14 protein-coding genes and 3 pseudogenes are annotated in these 16,009 nt (G+C 69.9%); 6 read left to right on the plus strand and 11 right to left on the minus strand.

What is annotated here, in order from left to right:
* Positions 1 to 3: 3 nt before the first annotated feature.
* Positions 4 to 597 (minus strand): peptide deformylase, encoded by a 594-nt coding sequence (locus C6A87_RS03165; protein ID WP_311115939.1) that lies wholly within the window; start codon positions 595 to 597, stop codon positions 4 to 6.
* 150 nt (positions 598 to 747) lie between these two features.
* On the opposite strand from C6A87_RS03165, the gene C6A87_RS03170 reads away from it, so the two are divergent.
* From C6A87_RS03170 to C6A87_RS03190, 5 genes are read left to right on the plus strand one after another with little or no spacing between them, the layout of a single operon-like run.
* A complete protein-coding gene (locus C6A87_RS03170; protein ID WP_011891176.1) occupies positions 748 to 1,056 on the plus strand; it encodes a DUF3263 domain-containing protein in 309 nt (102 codons plus the stop codon).
* A 31-nt stretch (positions 1,057 to 1,087) separates the two neighbouring features.
* Positions 1,088 to 1,543, plus strand: a complete 456-nt coding sequence (locus C6A87_RS03175; RefSeq protein ID WP_311115940.1) for a LytR C-terminal domain-containing protein — start codon at positions 1,088 to 1,090, stop codon at positions 1,541 to 1,543.
* Between the two features lie 10 nt (positions 1,544 to 1,553).
* On the plus strand, positions 1,554 to 2,258 hold the full coding sequence (gene sodC / locus C6A87_RS03180) for a superoxide dismutase[Cu-Zn] (protein WP_311115941.1): 705 nt from the start codon (positions 1,554 to 1,556) through the stop codon (positions 2,256 to 2,258).
* Positions 2,215 to 3,381, plus strand: coding sequence for a glutamate--cysteine ligase (locus C6A87_RS03185; RefSeq protein WP_311115942.1), 1,167 nt, complete (start codon positions 2,215 to 2,217; stop codon positions 3,379 to 3,381). The genes sodC and C6A87_RS03185 overlap by 44 nt, the downstream gene beginning before the upstream one ends.
* A gap of 3 nt (positions 3,382 to 3,384) precedes the next feature.
* Positions 3,385 to 4,017: an LON peptidase substrate-binding domain-containing protein gene (locus C6A87_RS03190; RefSeq protein WP_311115943.1), complete on the plus strand. Its 633-nt coding sequence runs from the start codon at positions 3,385 to 3,387 to the stop codon at positions 4,015 to 4,017.
* 4 nt (positions 4,018 to 4,021) lie between these two features.
* On the opposite strand, the gene C6A87_RS03195 is transcribed toward C6A87_RS03190, so the two are convergent.
* From C6A87_RS03195 to C6A87_RS03230, 8 genes and pseudogenes are all read right to left on the minus strand, one after another.
* Entirely contained in the window at positions 4,022 to 4,771 is a 750-nt protein-coding gene (locus tag C6A87_RS03195) for an SAM-dependent methyltransferase (protein ID WP_311115944.1), read from the minus strand.
* The gene (mnhG, locus tag C6A87_RS03200) at positions 4,752 to 5,120 is read right to left on the minus strand and encodes a monovalent cation/H(+) antiporter subunit G (RefSeq protein ID WP_311115945.1); all 369 of its coding nucleotides are present in this window, start codon (positions 5,118 to 5,120) and stop codon (positions 4,752 to 4,754) included. The genes C6A87_RS03195 and mnhG overlap by 20 nt, the downstream gene beginning before the upstream one ends.
* Positions 5,117 to 5,404 (minus strand): monovalent cation/H+ antiporter complex subunit F, encoded by a 288-nt coding sequence (locus C6A87_RS03205; protein WP_311115946.1) that lies wholly within the window; start codon positions 5,402 to 5,404, stop codon positions 5,117 to 5,119. The genes mnhG and C6A87_RS03205 overlap by 4 nt, the downstream gene beginning before the upstream one ends.
* Positions 5,401 to 5,940, minus strand: a complete 540-nt coding sequence (locus tag C6A87_RS03210; RefSeq protein ID WP_311115947.1) for a Na+/H+ antiporter subunit E — start codon at positions 5,938 to 5,940, stop codon at positions 5,401 to 5,403. Before C6A87_RS03210 ends, C6A87_RS03205 begins: the two co-directional genes overlap by 4 nt.
* A pseudogene (locus C6A87_RS03215) lies at positions 5,937 to 7,549 on the minus strand (Na+/H+ antiporter subunit D). Before C6A87_RS03215 ends, C6A87_RS03210 begins: the two are co-directional and overlap by 4 nt.
* Positions 7,546 to 8,010 (minus strand): Na(+)/H(+) antiporter subunit C, encoded by a 465-nt coding sequence (locus C6A87_RS03220; protein ID WP_311115948.1) that lies wholly within the window; start codon positions 8,008 to 8,010, stop codon positions 7,546 to 7,548. Before C6A87_RS03220 ends, C6A87_RS03215 begins: the two are co-directional and overlap by 4 nt.
* Entirely contained in the window at positions 8,007 to 10,913 is a 2,907-nt protein-coding gene (locus C6A87_RS03225) for a Na+/H+ antiporter subunit A (RefSeq protein ID WP_311115949.1), read from the minus strand. The genes C6A87_RS03220 and C6A87_RS03225 overlap by 4 nt, the downstream gene beginning before the upstream one ends.
* A gap of 87 nt (positions 10,914 to 11,000) precedes the next feature.
* Positions 11,001 to 11,696 (minus strand): TrkA family potassium uptake protein, encoded by a 696-nt coding sequence (locus C6A87_RS03230; protein ID WP_311115950.1) that lies wholly within the window; start codon positions 11,694 to 11,696, stop codon positions 11,001 to 11,003.
* A 52-nt stretch (positions 11,697 to 11,748) separates the two neighbouring features.
* Between C6A87_RS03230 and C6A87_RS03235 the strand changes: the two are divergent.
* Positions 11,749 to 13,238: pseudogene (locus C6A87_RS03235) on the plus strand (potassium/proton antiporter).
* On the opposite strand, the gene C6A87_RS03240 reads toward C6A87_RS03235, so the two are convergent.
* Positions 13,235 to 13,681, minus strand: coding sequence for a DUF1707 domain-containing protein (locus C6A87_RS03240; protein WP_311115951.1), 447 nt, complete (start codon positions 13,679 to 13,681; stop codon positions 13,235 to 13,237). The pseudogene C6A87_RS03235 and the gene C6A87_RS03240 sit on opposite strands and share 4 nt — an antisense overlap.
* 141 nt (positions 13,682 to 13,822) lie before the next feature.
* Positions 13,823 to 15,987: pseudogene (locus tag C6A87_RS03245) on the minus strand (AAA family ATPase).
* Positions 15,988 to 16,009 lie beyond the last annotated feature (22 nt).

Raw genomic sequence — 16,009 nt, forward strand, 5'->3', positions numbered from 1 at the left:
GACTCAGTGGCCGAACGGGTCGGGGTCCTCGCCCGGCATCCACGACAATCCGGGGACGCCCCAGCCGTTGGCCTTGACGGCCTTCTTGGCGCTGCGCGCGTTACGCCCGACGAGCCGGTCGAGGTACAGGAAACCGTCCAGGTGCCCGGTCTCGTGTTGCAGCATCCGGGCGAACAGCTCGGTGCCCTCGATGGTGATCGGCGTCCCGTCGGCGTCCAGCCCCGTCACCCGCGCCCAGTCGGCGCGGCCCGTCGGAAACGACTCGCCGGGCACCGACAGGCAGCCCTCGTCGTCGTCCTCGGGGTCCGGCATGGTCTCGGGCACCTCGGAGGTCTCCAGCACCGGGTTGACCACGACACCGCGGCGCCGCGTGGTCTTCTTGCGCGATTCGGCGCAGTCGTAGACGAAGACCCGTTTGTTGACGCCGATCTGGTTGGCGGCCAGCCCGACTCCGTGGGCGGCGTCCATCGTGTCGTAGAGATCGGTGATCAGATCGGCCAGATCGGCGGGCAGCGAACCGTCGTCGCCGACGGGTATCGGTTCGGTCGCCGTGTGCAGGACGGGATCTCCCACGATGCGGATGGGTCTGACTGCCATGGGAGAAAGCTTAAGGTGCCCGCTGTCCGCGGTTGTTCGGACCGCCGACTCGCGGCGATGTTGACGATGCGCGTGACTCAACCGTGATTGAATACTCGCCGAACCACATTGATGTCATTCTCGATTTTTCGGAAGGGTCCAAGTAGCGATATGGACGGCGCCATCGCGCGGGCTGAGCGTTCCGGGGACGACAGCGAGCCCACCGACGGACTGACCCGTCGAGAACACGACATCCTTGCCTTCGAACGGCAGTGGTGGAAGTACGCCGGATCCAAGGAAGACGCCATCAAGGAGCTGTTCTCGATGTCGGCGACCCGCTACTACCAGGTGCTGAACGCGCTGGTGGACCGGCCGGAAGCCCTCGCGGCGGACCCCATGCTGGTGAAGCGGCTGCGCAGGCTGCGCGCCAGCAGGCAGAAGGCACGCGCAGCGCGCCGCCTCGGGTTCGACGTCACCTGAGGCCGGTGGGCGCGGGATACAGTAGGCGCCGATGAACCAGCGAGATTCCTCCGGGCTGCCCATTCGCGCCATGGTGATGGTGCTGTTGTTCCTGGGCGTGGTGTTCCTGCTCGTCGCCCTGCAGTCGCTCGGCGGCGACGACGACACCCCGTCGGCGGGCTCGACGACCGTGACGACCTCGGCCACCACCACGAGCGCGGCGCCCGAGGAGCCGGCGCGCGCCGACGTGCGGGTGTTCAACATCTCCGAGACCCCCGGCGCCGCCGAGGCGATCGCCACCCGGCTGCGCGACGCCGAGTGGAACGTCACCGATACCGGCAACCTGGTCGTGCCCGACGTGACGGTGACCACGGTGTATTTCGGTGAGGCCCCGGGCGAGCAGGAGGCCGCCGAAGAGGTGGGCCGACTGCTGGAGGCGCCGGTGGCTCCGCGGGTGCCCGAGCTCACAGAGCAGCCACCGGGAGTCGTCGTACTGGTCACCGGCTAGGCTCTTGCTCATGCTCAGGTCCGTTGCTGCTGCCACCTTGTTCGCAGTGCCCGCACTTGCGTTGAGTGCGTGCGCTCCCCCCGGAGAAGTGCCTTCGGATTCGCCCGGCACCACGCCCCCGGTGTGGACCGGTTCGCCCTCGCCGACCGCGGGCCCCGACGAGCACGGCTCGGGGCACGGAGGCGGCGCGAGCGCGACCGGGGAAGCCCTGTCCGCCGATCTGAAGCTGCCCGACGGCACCACCGTCGCCACCGCCGACTTCACGTTCTCGGACGGCTACGCGACCGTCACGGTCGAGGCCACCGGCGGTGCGCTCGAGCCCGGCTTCCACGGCATGCACATCCACTCGGTGGGCAAGTGCGAGGCCAACTCGGTCGCACCGACAGGCGGCGCGCCGGCCAACTTCAATTCCGCGGGCGGCCACTTCCAGGCGGCCGGCCACAGCGGCCATCCGGCCAGCGGCGACCTGTCGTCGCTGCAGGTGCGCGAGGACGGCTCGGCGATGCTGGTGACCACCACCGACGCGTTCACCGCCGAGCAGCTGCTCGAGGGTGAGGGCACGGCGATCATCATCCACGAGAAGGCCGACAACTTCGCCAACATCCCGCCGGAGCGCTACCAGCAGATCAACGGAGACCCGCCACCGGACCAGACCACCCTGGCGACCGGCGATGCCGGAGCGCGGGTGGCGTGCGGTGTCATCACCCGCGGCTGATCTCAGAGCTGACGGTCGGATCGACTTCGCGGGGTCGGTCCGACCGACTCTCGGCGTCGAATGGGAGTTCGCGCTCGTCGACGCGAAGACCCGCGATCTGAGCAACGAGGCCGCGTCGGTGATCGCCGAGATCGGCGAGAATCCGCGCGTGCACAAGGAATTGCTGCGCAACACCATCGAGGTGGTCACGGGGATCTGTGACAACACCGCCGCAGCGATGGACGATCTCGCGACGACCCTGCGCCCGGTGCGTGACGTGGTGCGCGAGCGCGGCATGGAGTTGTTCTGCGCGGGCACACACCCGTTCGCGGACTGGACGGCGCAGAAACTCACCGACGCACCCCGCTACGCCGAGCTGATCAAGCGCACGCAGTGGTGGGGCAGGCAGATGCTGATCTGGGGCGTGCACGTGCACGTCGGCGTCTCGTCGGCGCACAAGGTGATGCCGATCATCACCTCGCTGCTGCACCAGTACCCGCACCTGCTGGCGCTGTCGGCGTCCTCGCCGTTCTGGGACGGCGTGGACACCGGGTACGCCAGCAACCGGGCGATGATGTTCCAGCAGCTGCCGACCGCCGGGCTGCCGTTCCACTTCCAGGAATGGCGTGAGTTCGAACGCTTCGTCGGTGACCAGAAGAAGACCGGCATCATCGACCACATGAACGAGATCCGGTGGGACATCAGGCCTTCCCCGCATCTCGGCACCATCGAGGTGCGGATCTTCGACGGCGTCTCCAACCTGCACGAGCTCTCCGCGCTGGTCGCGCTCACCCACTGCCTGATCGTCGACCTGGACCGCCGGATGGACGCCGGTGAGTCGCTGCCGCTGATGCCGCCGTGGCATGTGCAGGAGAACAAATGGCGCGCAGCCCGTTACGGGTTGGACGCGATCATCATCCTGGACGCCGACAGCAACGAGCGTCTGGTGACCGAGGACCTCGACGACCTGGTGGAGCGTCTGCAGCCGGTGGCCAAGCGGCTGCAGTGCGTCGAGGAGCTCTCGCGGGTTCCCGACATCTACCGCAACGGTGCGTCGTACCAGCGTCAGCGCCGGGTCGCCGAGGAGCACGACGGCGACCTGCGCGCCGTGGTGGACGCTCTGGTGAGCGAGCTGGTGTTGTAGCCGATGCCGACGGTGCCGATGTTCCCGCTCGAGGTGGCGATGCTGCCGGGCGAGGAGCTGCCGCTCCGGATCTTCGAGCCGCGGTACGCCGAACTGGTGCGCGACTGTCTGGCCGCCGAGGAGCCGGCCTTCGGGACGGTGCTGATCGCGGCCGGACGGGAAGTGGGCGGCGGCGACAGCCGCAGCGACGTCGGCGTGTTGGCCCACATCGCCGAGTGCGCCGACACCGGAGACGGCCGGTACCGGCTGAAAGCCGCGATACGGGAACGGATCAGGGTGCTGGAGTGGCTGCCCGACAATCCGTACCCGCGCGCGGTGGTCGAGCTGTGGCCCGACCAGCCGGGCAAGGCCGTGACCGTCGACGCGATCCGTGACATCGAGGACCGCATGGTGGCGTTGTTCGAGCGGATCGCGGTGGCGCGCGGCGCGCAGGTCAACGCGCGCGACATCGTGGCGGGCGCCGACGAGTCCGGTGACGCGGCGAAGTGGTTGTACGCGTTGACCGCCCGTCTTCCGATGGGCCAGGCCGACCGCTATGCGGTGCTGGCCGCACCGACCGCGGCCGACCGTGTCGCCGCGCTGTCGGAGGCCGTCGACACCGTGACGGCGATGGTGGAGTTCCAGCTCTCGGAGTGAGGGCTCAGAGTTTCCGGCCGTCGAGGAACACGCTTCGCGCGGTCAGCTCGTCCGCCTCTGCCGGCAGGGTGCGGTGATACCGCTGCATCAGGTCCGCGGTGGTCGTCGTGTTCGTCTCCCACATCCGCGCGCACAGCCAGCAGTCGTGGTCGGGGCCGCCGCTGTCGGCCTCCATGCCGATCCTGCTGCCCCGCGCGCTGTACAGGTCGACCCTGCCGAGCAGTTCCTCCTGCTGATCGGCGGGCAGGCGGGGGAGCAGGCCCTCGACCGCCCACACCGTCGGCTGGTCGGGCAGGAACCCCGCCGCGATCAGCGCCCGCGGCCAGTCGTCACGGACGTCGGCGCCCACCAAAACGTGCCGGGCGGCGGGCTCGGCGCCGACCTGATTCAGCACCCGCTGTTTGAAGTCCAGCAGTTCGGGCTGCTCCACCTCGTAGATCACGGTGTCACTGAGCCACGGCAACCGGAACGCGCGGGCGTCGAGGCCGGAGCCGAGGATCACCACCTGCGACACCCCCGCCGAGCTTGAGGCCAGGAAGAAGTCGTCGAACCATTTCGTCCGTGCCGCAACGTAATCGGTGACCCACGGCGACGGCGGCATCCCGTCGGATCCGTCGGCGTCGACGAACATCTGCGAGTAGGGGTCGGTGAACAGCGGACGGTGGGCCGCCGCCTCATCCGCGCGGGCCCGCGCGGCGCGCAGCGGCGTCAGCCCGGCGTCGAGCGCCCCGGGGTCACCGTCCAGGACTGTCATGGCCGCCGGATTCCCGTTCGGCCACGAAATCATGCATCTCGTCCCTGGTCAGCAGATCGTCGCGGATGTTCTGCTCCCGGTAAGCGAGTTGGCCCACCCGGTTGGCGATCACGGGTGCGGTGATGATCGTGAACATCCCGGTGAGGATCAGCATGCCGACGTCGACGTTGCCGCGCAGCCGGATGGCGGCCCCCGCCAGCACCAGCAGCAGGCCGAGCACCTGAGGCTTGGTGGCGGCGTGCATCCGCGACAGCGTGTCCGGGAACCGGACCACGCCGATGGCCGCGGTCAACGCCAGTGCGGAGCCGCCGAGGATCAGCACGGAGGCGACGATGTCGGAGACGGTCATCGGGCAGACCCCTTGTCCGCCGGATCGGCGACGTCCGGCACGCGGAACCTCGCGACGCTCACCGAACCGACGAACGTGATCAGTGCCAGCGCGGTCAGGCTGTAGGTGACGGTGGTGTCCAGGCTGTAGGCCGCCCAGGTGCCGATGGCGCACATCGTGACCGCGACCAGGGTGTCGAGGGCGACGAGCCGGTCCAGCGTGGTCGGACCGAGCAGCATGCGGAACATGGTGGTGAGGGCGGCCAGCGACAGCATCGTCCCAGCCGCGGCCCAGACGTACATCATGCGGGGTCCACCTCCTTCTCCGCCGAGGGGCGCCAGTCCGCGTCCCGTTCGAAGGACGCCACCAGAAGCTTCTCCAGTTTGTCCACCTGCTGATAGAAGCGGTTGACCGTCCGGTCGGATCCGACGTCGAGCACGTGCACGTAGATCAACCGGCGGGCCTGGTCGATCTCGAGCACGATGTTGCCCGGCGTCAGGTTCAAGATGTTGACCGCCAGGGCCAGCACGAGATCGGACTTGACGTGCAGGTGGGCCCGCAGCACCGCGGTCAGCGGCGGTGGTCCCGGTTTGACCGCCAACGCGGCCACCTGGAAGGACGACACGATCAGCCAGCCCGTCACGGTGGCGACGAGCTTCAGCACCGACAGCGGATGGAACCGGCCCTCCACGGGGACCGGCGGCAGCGGCAGCAGCAGCGTGATCACCAGCGCGACCGCCAGTCCGGACAGGATGTTGGCCGCGGAGATGTTGCCCCACAACAGGACCCACACCAGGATCAGCCAGCACACGATCCAGACGCGCAGCGTCAGTGTTCTCACGGCTGCCCCCCGAGGACCGCGCTGATGTACTGGCCGCGGTCGAGCACTTCACTGGCCGCCCGGTCGCTGAACGCGAAGATCGGTCCGGCCAGCACCGTGAGCAGCAGACCGACGACGATCAGCGCTCCGGTCGGCGCCAGCATCCCGACGGGCATCCGGCCGACGTCGTCCCGGTCTGCCAGCTCGATGTCCATGGTCTCTTCGGTGTTGTCCAGCAGCGCCGCCGGCGCAGGACCCGACAGGTGCCCCTCGGGGGCGTCCTTGCGGGAGCGCCAGAACGCCTTCGTCCACACCCGGGCCACCACGTAGAGGGTCAGCAGGCTTGTCACGACACTGCCCGCGACCAGGATCCAGGCCAGCACCGACCCGGATTCCGCACCCGCCTCCAGCAGCGCGACCTTCCCGATGAACCCCGAGAACGGCGGGATCCCACCGAGGTTGAGCGCGGGCACGACGAACACGAACGCCAGCAGCGGACTCGCCGCGGCCAGGCCGCCGAGCCGCTCCATGGTCGACGCGCCCGCCTGCCGCTCGATGAGGCCGACGACCAGGAACAGGGTCGTCTGCACCAGGATGTGGTGCGCCACGTAGTAGATCGCCCCGGCCATCCCGAGCTCGGTCGACAGGGCGATCCCGAAGACCATGTAGCCGATGTGACTGACCAGCGTGAAGGACAGCAGTCGCTTGATGTCGCTCTGCGCGATCGCGCCGAAGATGCCGATGATCATCGTCAGCAGCCCGGCGACCATCAGCACGCGGTCCATGCCGCCGCCGGGGAACAGCAGCGAGTGTGCGCGGATGATCGCGTACACACCGACCTTGGTCAGCAGGCCGGCGAACACCGCGGTGACCGGCGCCGGCGCGGTGGGGTAGGAGTCGGGCAGCCACGCCGACAGCGGGAACACCGCGGCCTTGATGCCGAACGCGACCAGCAGGACGGCGAACAACGCCATCCGGGTGCCTTCGGGCACGTCGTCGAGGCGGACCGCGATCTCGGCGAGGTTCAGCGTCCCGGTGGTCGCGTATACCAGCGCGATGCCGAACAGGAACACCAGCGACGACACCATCGACACCATCACGTACGAGATGCCCGCCCGCACCCGTTCCTTGCTGGCGCCGATGGTCAGCAGCACGAAACTCGCGGTGAGCAGTACCTCGAACCCGACGAACAGGTTGAACAGGTCGCCGGCCAGGAACGCCATGAACACGCCGGCCGACAGCACCAGATAGGTCGGCAGGAAGATCGAGACCGGTTGGCGCTCATCGCCGTCGCGGATGCCCTGGCCGATGGCGTAATAGACGACGGCGAGCAGCACGATCGAGGACACGACGAGCATCAGCGACGACAGCCGGTCGACCACCAGCGTCACGCCCAGCGGACCCATGCCCGCCTCGGTGGGGCCCCAGCCGCCGACCTGCAGCGCGATCGTCCCGTCGCGGTCGGCGAGGTAGAGCAACGCGGCCGACACGGCGACGACCGCCGCCAGCCCGGACACCACGATCGTGCGCTGCAGGCGCGGCCGCCGGCGATCAGCGTGGCGGCCGCCCCGAGCATCGGGATGAGCACGGGCAGCGGTGTCAGCACCGGCGCGAACTGCGAGCTGATCATCGGGACCCCTCGTAACCGGGAAGTGCGTCGAGTTCGTCGGGCAGATCGGTGTCCCGGGAGACGTTCGGCTTCAGCTCGTCGATTTCGTCGTCCTCCTTGCCGGACAGCTGCGACACCCTGGTGTCCTCGGGGTCGTTGCTGACCTCCTCGATGGTGTTGATGCGATACGAGCGGTAGGTCAGGGCCAGCACGAAGGCCGCCACCCCCATGGTGATCACGATCGCGGTCAGGATCATGCCCTGCGCCAACGGATCCGCGGTGGTCGTGTCATTGCCACTGGTGCGGCCGCGGACCGGCGGATTGCCCGACGGGCCGCCGGCGTTGAGGATCAGCAGGTTGATCGCGTTGCTGATCAGCAACAGGCCCAACAGCATCCGGGTCAGGTTGCGTTCCAGGAGCAGGTACACCCCGGCGCTGCTGAGCACGCCGATCAGGATGAGAGGGACGAGATAGGTGATCATCGCTGCCTCGCCGTCCGGCCGGTCTGCTGGCGGAGCTGTTCACTCAGTTCGACGTCGATGCGCGCCCCGAGGCTGCGCAGCACGTCGAGCACCAGACCGACCACGATCAGGTACACGCCCAGGTCGAAGAACAGTGCCGTGACGAACTTGACGGTCCCCAGTACCGGGAGCTCGAACTCGATCACCGCCGAGGACAGCACCGGCGCGCCGACCAGCAACGACGCGGCGGCGGTACCGGCGGCCAGCGCCAAGCCGGCGCCGAGCACCTTGCCCGCGTCGAGCGGCAGCGTCTCGCCGAGCTCGTAACGCCCACCGGCCAGGTACCGCAGCACCAGGGCCAGGCCGATCAGGCCGCCGGCGAACCCGCCGCCGGGCACGTTGTGGCCGGCGAAGAAGAAGTACAACGACAGCACCATCATCACCGGGAAGATCAGCCGGGTGGCGACCTCCAGGACCAGCGACCGGTTCCGCGGGTCGCGCAGCTCGCTGCCGCGCAGCCAGGTGATGTCGCCGGCGGCCGGGCTGGTGTTGAACGAGGCGGGCAGCTGGCCGATATCGGGCTGACCTGCGTCGGAGACCCGCGGCGCGGTACCGAAGCGCCTGCTGCGGAACACCATCGACGCGACGCCGGTGGCGGCGACGAGCAGCACCGAGACCTCGCCCATGGTGTCCCAGGCGCGGATGTCGACCAGGATGACGTTGACGGTGTTGGCGCCGTGCCCCATCACGTAGGCGGCTTCGGGCAACAGGTCGGCGATCGGCCGGCCGGTGCGCGCGGCCATCGCGAACGCCGCCAGGGTGGTGACCGCCGCGCCGACCGCGATCGCGAGCGCGGCCCGCGGCAGCCGGTAGCGGGTGTTCTCGGCCCGGCTGGTCTCGGCGGGCAGGGTCCGCAGGACCAGCACGAACGCGACCAGCGTCAGCGTCTCCACCAGGAACTGCGTCAACGCGAGGTCCGGCGCGCCGTGGAAGGCGAAGATGGCCCCGCAGCCGTAGCCGGTGACACCGACGAGCAGCACCGCGGCGAGTCGGTTGCGCATGACCACGGCCGCTAGCGCCGCGGCGACCATCAGCAAACCGGCCACCACCTGCGGCGGGGAGTCCCACAGCTCGAAGTGCGGCTGGTCGCGGGCACCCAGCGCCAGCACGCCGAGCGGGAGCAGCACCAGGGTGATCAGGATGAACGACTGGGTCTGCGGCAGCAATCCGCGCTGGGTCAGCGCGGTCAGCCGCACCGAGAGCACGTCGGCGCCGCGGATCACCGCGTCGTAGATGCGGTCGGCGTTGCCCAGGGGCACGAAGTCCGCGCGTGCGCGGCGCAGACGCTTGCGCCCGAAGTAGACGCCGGTACCGGCCGCCAGCACCAACGCCGACAGCACCAGCGGCAGGTTCACGCCGTGCCACAACGCGAGGTGGTAGCCGCCGTCGTAGCCGGCCGGGTCGGGCACGGTGTCGCTGTAATCGGTGAGCACGTTGTCCAGTGGCTTCGGGTACAAGCCGAAGAACAGACCGGCTGCGGCCAGCACGGCGGGCGGGAGCAGGAAGCCGAGCTCGGGGCGGTGCATCTCCTCGACGCGGGTGCTGGGCTTGGGCAGACCTTTGCGGCCGAACGCGCCGAACACGAAGCGCAGGCTGTACACCGTGGTCAGCACCGAGCCCAGCACGATGCCGGCGAGCACGAACGGGGACGCCGCCCCCAGATACGGGCTGTGCAGCACCGTCTCGAAGTCGGCCTCCTTGGCGATGAAGCCGAAGAACGGCGGCAGCGCCGCCATGCTGGCCGCGGCCGTGCAGCCGATGATCAGCAGCGACTTGCTGCGGTTGCCGAGCCAGGCCAGCCTGCGGATGTCGCGGGTGCCGGTGGCGTGGTCGATGACGCCGACGACCATGAACAGCGCCGCCTTGAACATCGCGTGCGCGCACAGCATGGCCAGCCCGGCCAGCATCATCTCGCTGCCGCCGGTCCCGACCATGACGGTGATCAGGCCGAGCTGGCTGACGGTGCCGAACGCCAGGATGAGTTTGAGGTCGTACTCGCGGATCGCGCGCCAGCCCGCCAGCAGCATCGTGAGCAGACCGAGGCCGACGACCGTGGGCCGCCATTCCGGGCTGTCGGCGAAGCCGGGCGTCATCCGGGCGATGAGGTAGACGCCGGCCTTGACCATCGCGGCGGCGTGCAGGTACGCGCTGACCGGCGTCGGCGCGGCCATGGCGCCCGGCAGCCAGAAGTGCAGCGGCACGATCGCCGACTTGGACAGTGCGCCGATCAGGATCAGCACCACGCCCACCGACGCGGCCAGACCCGACGGCGGATTCGCGATCAGCTCCGAGAGCAGGAACGTTCCGGCCAGGTTGCCCAGCACGATGATGCCGACCAGCATCGCCAGCCCGCCGAACGTGGTCACCAGCAGCGCCTGCGTCGCGGCCCGGCGGCTGGTCGCACGCTCGGCGTAGTGGCCGACCAGCAGGAACGACAGGACGGTCGTGATCTCCCAGAACACGTACAGCACCAGCATGTTGTCGCTGGTGACCAGCCCGAACATGGCTCCGGAGAACGCCACCAGTTCGGCGGCGAAGCTGGGCAGCCGTTTCTCGATGCGGCCGTCGTGGTGGCGGAAGTAGTCCGCGCAGTAGAAGAGGACGAGGGCGCCGATCGCCAGCACCAGCACGCTCATGATCGCGGCGAGCGCGTCGAAGCGGAGGGTGATGTCCATCGACAGCTCGGGCACCCACGGCACGTCGACCGTGCGGGACTGTCCGTCGGCCGGCCAGTTCAACACCACCCAGACCAGCGACGCGGCCGGCACCAGCGCCAACGGATAGAACGCCGTCCGGCCCCAGCGGTACACAAGGAGGGGCGCCAGCAAGGCGGCGGCTGCATGGGCAGCGAGGATGGCGAGCATGGCTCCGTCTCGTCGTGGGCGGCACGCTGTCGGGCGGGCTTACCGTCGGGCAGGTGGACAAAGGTGTCAGCCGTACTGACTTTGGAGTCACTCCAGTCTACGGGTGCCCCGCACCAGTGCTTTGATGTGCTCCTCCACCCCGGCCGCGGAGACGAAGAGCAACTCGTCCCCGGCCTCCAGGATGTGCTGCGGTTCCGGGATGAGCAGGCGGTTTCCGCGCGTCAGCGTGACCAGCGCGCTGTCCGCGGGCATCGCCAGGTCGCGTACGCGCCGCGCCACCAGCGGGCTGTCCGCGGGCAGGGTGAACTTCGTGACATTCGTGGCGCGCTGCCCGAGATCGTCACGCGCGCCCCTGCCGAGTGACATCAGCCGGACCAGGTGGCCGACGTCGATGGCGCCCTCGACCGCCGCCACCAGGGCCAGCGGCGTCGACACCGCGACGTCCACCCCCCATGCCTCGGTGAACAGCCATTCGTTGCGGGCGTCGTTGATCCGGGCGACCACCCGGGCCACGCCGAACTCGGACTTGGCGAGCAATGCCAGCGCGAGGTTGGCCTTGTCGTCGCCGGTGGCCGCGATCGTCACGTCGCAGTCCTGCACCTCGGCCTCCTCCAGCGAGGACACCTCACACGCGTCGGCCCACAGCCACTCGGCGCCGGGCACCGTCGCGGGCACGTAGCGGTCGATCTCCTTCTCGATGAGCAGCACCTTGTGGCCGTAGTCGACCAGCTCCTGCGCGACGGACCGGCCGACGGCGCCGGCACCCGCGATCGCGATCCGCATCGACCCTCCTTACGCCCGGTCCGGCGACCGCTGTCCTGATTTACTGTGTCCGGTGACCCTGTACCAGCTCTACGTGGCGCTGCTGGTCGGGGGCCTCGTGCTCCTGGCCAGCATCGCCGCCACGAGGCTGGCCACAGGGATCGGCCTGCCCAGCCTATTGCTGTTCCTCGGCGTCGGCGTGCTGCTTGGCGAGGTCGGCCTGGTCTTCGACAACGCCCAGCTGGCGCAGGATCTGGGCACTGCCGCGCTGGCGGTGATCCTGGTCGAGGGCGGTCTGACAACCCGATTCAGCGACATCCGCAAGGTGCTCGCGCCCGCGGGCGTGCTGGCTACCGTCGGTGTCGGCGTGAGCACGCTGATCACCGCGACGGCCGTGCACTGGTTGCTCGGGATGGACTGGCAGCTGGCGCTGCTGCTGGGCGCGGTGGTCTCCAGTACCGATGCGGCCGCGGTGTTCTCGGTGCTGCGGGTGGTGCCGTTGCCGCGCAGGCTGAGCGGCCTGCTCGAGGCCGAGTCGGGCTTCAACGACGCGCCCGCGGTGATCCTGGTGGTGTTGTTCAGCGTGACGCCGATGGAATTGAACCCGTTGGCGGTCGCGGGCACGCTGTTCTACGAGCTCGGGGTCGGCGTGGTGCTCGGGCTCGGCTGCGGTGTCCTCGGTGCGATCACCCTGCGCCGTATCGCATTGCCTGCGGCCGGGCTGTACCCGCTGGCCACGTTCGGCCTCGGCATGCTGGCGTTCGCCGCGGCCGGTTCCGCGCACGGCAGTGGGTTCCTGGCCGCCTACGTGGCCGGGGTGGTGCTGGCGAACTCGGGTCTGCCGCACCGGTCGGCGACGCGGTCGTTCGCCGAGGGGCCGGCTGGCTGGCCCAGATCGGGGTGTTCGTCATCCTCGGGCTGCTGGTGTCGCCGGATCAGCTTCTCGAGGAGGTGGTGCCGGCGTTCGTGGCGGGGCTGGTGCTGCTGCTGCTGGCGCGGCCGCTGTCGGTCTTCTTGTCGCTCATCGGCTTTCGGGTGCCGTGGCGGGAGCGGTTGTTCCTGTCCTGGGCGGGTCTGCGCGGCGCCGTGCCGATCGTGCTGTGCACGTACCCGATCGTGGCGGGGGTGCAGGACAGCTGGCGGCTGCTGCACATCGTGTTCATCCTCGTGGTGCTCTACACGGTGATCCAGGGGCCGAGCCTGCGGCTGGTGGCCGAGTGGCTGAACCTGATCCCGCGCGACACCACCCGCGAGATCCAGGTGGACGCCGCGCCGCTGGACGTGCTCGGCGCCGAGCTGTTGACGATGACGGTGCTGCCGGGGTCGCGTCTGCACAACGTGACGGTGCTCGAGCTGCGGCTGCCCGACCCGAGCGTCATCACGCTGATCATCCGGGCCGGCCAGCCGTTCGTGCCGCAACCCGTGACGCGGCTGCAGGCCGGAGACGAGCTGCTGATCGTGACGACGTCGGTGACGCGCGACCTGGCCGAGCGCCGGCTGCGGGCGGTCAGCCGCCGCGGCAAACTCGCGTACTGGTTCGACGAGTATGGCGACCCGGCCTAGCTCCCGGGACGCCAGCCCGGGCACGGGCCGAACGCGTACCGAACCGGCAGGGTGTGCGCGAGCAGTCCGATGCCGGCTCCGAGGATCGGCCACACCGGCCAGAAGTACCAGGAGCCCGCGGTCAGCCCGACGGCCAGCCACACGGTGAGCACGATGACGACCATCGCGAGATAGCCCGCCACGTGCAGGTGGACGCTGCGGCGGGCGACGGCACGACGGGCCGCCGTCCGCTGCGGGCCGTTGCGGCGCAGCTCGGCCGCTGGCAGGTCCGCGGTGAGTCGGCCCAGGTCAGGCTCGGTATGGGCGTCGTAGACCGCCTGCAACCGGGCGTCGTACTCGGTGACGTCCAGATACCCCTGGGCCAGCGCCTGGCCGAGCAAGTGGGCGGTGATGTCGCGGTCGCGGTCCCCGGCGCGGACGGCCGGTGTGACGGTGGAGCTCATGGTCCCTCCCCAACTTGACACTGACTAGTTCAGACGATTCCACGACAACTAGTCACTGTCAAGATTTGTTCCGCTCGCGAGAGTGCGCACAGATCGCCGAAACGCCCGAAGGCGCGATCTCAGCGCACTCTCGGCGCAGGGTCAGCGGGATTCGGCGAATTGCCGCAACGACTCCACCTGCGCGGGGTCCAACGACGGCCGCACCGCCTGCCGGGCCGCCGCGACGTCGGCCGCGGTGACGTCGGCCGCGTCGATCGAACGGCGCATCGCGGTCAGGGCCGCCTCCCGCAGCAGGGCCACGCAGTCCGCGGCGCTGTACCCGTCGAGGTCGCCGGCCAGCGTCTCCAGGTCGACGTCGTCGGCCAGCGGCACGGACTTGCCCGCGGTCTTCAGGATCTGGGTGCGGGCCTCGGCGTCCGGGGGCTCGACGAACACCAGCCGCTCCAGCCGGCCGGGTCGCAGCAGCGCCGGGTCGATCAGGTCCGGGCGGTTGGTCGCGCCCAGCACGACCACGTCGCGCAGCGGCTCGATGCCGTCGAGTTCGGTCAGCATCGCGGCCACCACGCGATCGGTGACGCCGGAGTCGAAACTCTGGCCGCGGCGCGGGGCCAGCGCGTCGATCTCGTCGAGGAACACCAGCGACGGCGCCGAGTCGCGGGCCCGCTGGAACAGTTCGCGGACCGCCTTCTCCGACGAGCCCACCCACTTGTCCATCAGCTCTGCGCCTTTGACCGCATGCACGCTCAACCGTCCCGAGCTAGCCAGCGCCCGCACCACGAACGTCTTGCCGCAGCCGGGTGGCCCGTAGAGCAGCACGCCACGCGGCGGTTCCACCCCGAGTCGCTGGAACGTCTCCGGGTGCTGCAGTGGCCACAGCACCGCCTCGGTCAGCGCCTGCTTGGTCTCGGCCATGTCGCCGACGTCCTCGAGGGTCACCGAGCCGACGGACACCTCCTCGGTGGCCGAGCGGGACAGCGGCCGGATCACCCCGAGCGCGCCGACCAGGTCGTCCTGCGCCAGTGCCGGCGTCTCGCCGGTCTCGCTGGCCCGCGCGGCGGCCCGCAGCGCGGCCTCGCGCACCAGCGCGGCGAGGTCGGCCACCACGAATCCCGGTGTGCGCTCGGCAATCTCGTCGATATCGAGATCTTTCGCGGGCACGTTGCGCAGCAGCACCTCGAGCAGCTGGCCGCGCACCGCGCCGTCGGGCAGCGTCAACCCGAGCTCGCGGTCGCACAGGTCAGGGCTGCGCAGCCGCGGGTCGACGTTGTCCGGCAGCGCCGTGGTGGCCACGAACACGACGCCCGGAGTGGCGACCGCTGAACGCAGTTCGGTCAGGATCAGCGTGGCGACCGGCTCCACGGGCACCGGGAGCAACGCGTCCACGTCGGTGACCAGCAGCACCCCGCCGCCGTCGCGGACGGCGGCGACCGCCGAGGACACCTTGGCCAACCGGTCCTCGGCGCGCAGCGATCCGGCCTCGGGTCCGTCGAGTTCGACCAATCGGCGTCCCGCGCAGACGGTGCGGACCAGGGTCGCCTTGCCCACCCCGGCCGGGCCCGACACCAGCACGCCCAGATTCGCGGTGGCGCCGAGCTTTCGGAGCAGTTCAGGTTGATCGAGGGCGAGCTTGAGCCAGTCGGTGAGGCGGCGGCCTGCGCATGCGAGCCCTTCAGGTCGTCGTAGCCGACCGTGGGCGCCTCCGACGGGGCGACGACGGTCGCCCCGGTCGGGGCGCTGCCGGCCTGCGGTGCCGGCGACGTCGCCGCGTCCGCCCATTCCACCTGCGAATTGGGTTGCACGCTCACGGGTCCGGCGGGGTCGACGGACGTGACGGTCAGCAGCTCCGAGGTCCAGGTGATCCCGACCGAGGACGCCAGCGCCGCGCTGGCCTGTGACGTGGAGGTGCCCGGCCCGAGATCGCGCGGGAGCAGCGACACCGTGTCGCCCACCGTCATCACCTTGCCGAGCAGGGCCTGTCGCAGCGTGGCCGACGAGACCGACCTGGTGGCCAGCTGCGAGCCGCGCAGCGTCACGCATCGGGCCCCTTGCACGGCGACCGGGGCGACGAGCACCGACGCGTCCTCCCGCAGGCCCGCGTTGGACAGCGTCACGTCGTCGAGCAGCGCGGTGCCGGTCGGCGTGCCCGGCGGGGCGATCCCGACGACCGCGGCGGTGGTGCGCGACCCGGTCAGCGACACCGCATCCCACTCCCTGATGCCCAGCGCGGCAATGGCTTCGGGGTGGAGCCGGACCACGCCGCGGCGCGAGTCCAGCGCCGAGGTGTTCAGCCTCGCGGTCAGTGTCAGGTGTACGCGCGACTGCCGGACT

Source organism: Mycobacterium sp. ITM-2016-00317, assembly GCF_002968295.1.
Classification (GTDB): Bacteria; Actinomycetota; Actinomycetes; order Mycobacteriales; family Mycobacteriaceae; genus Mycobacterium.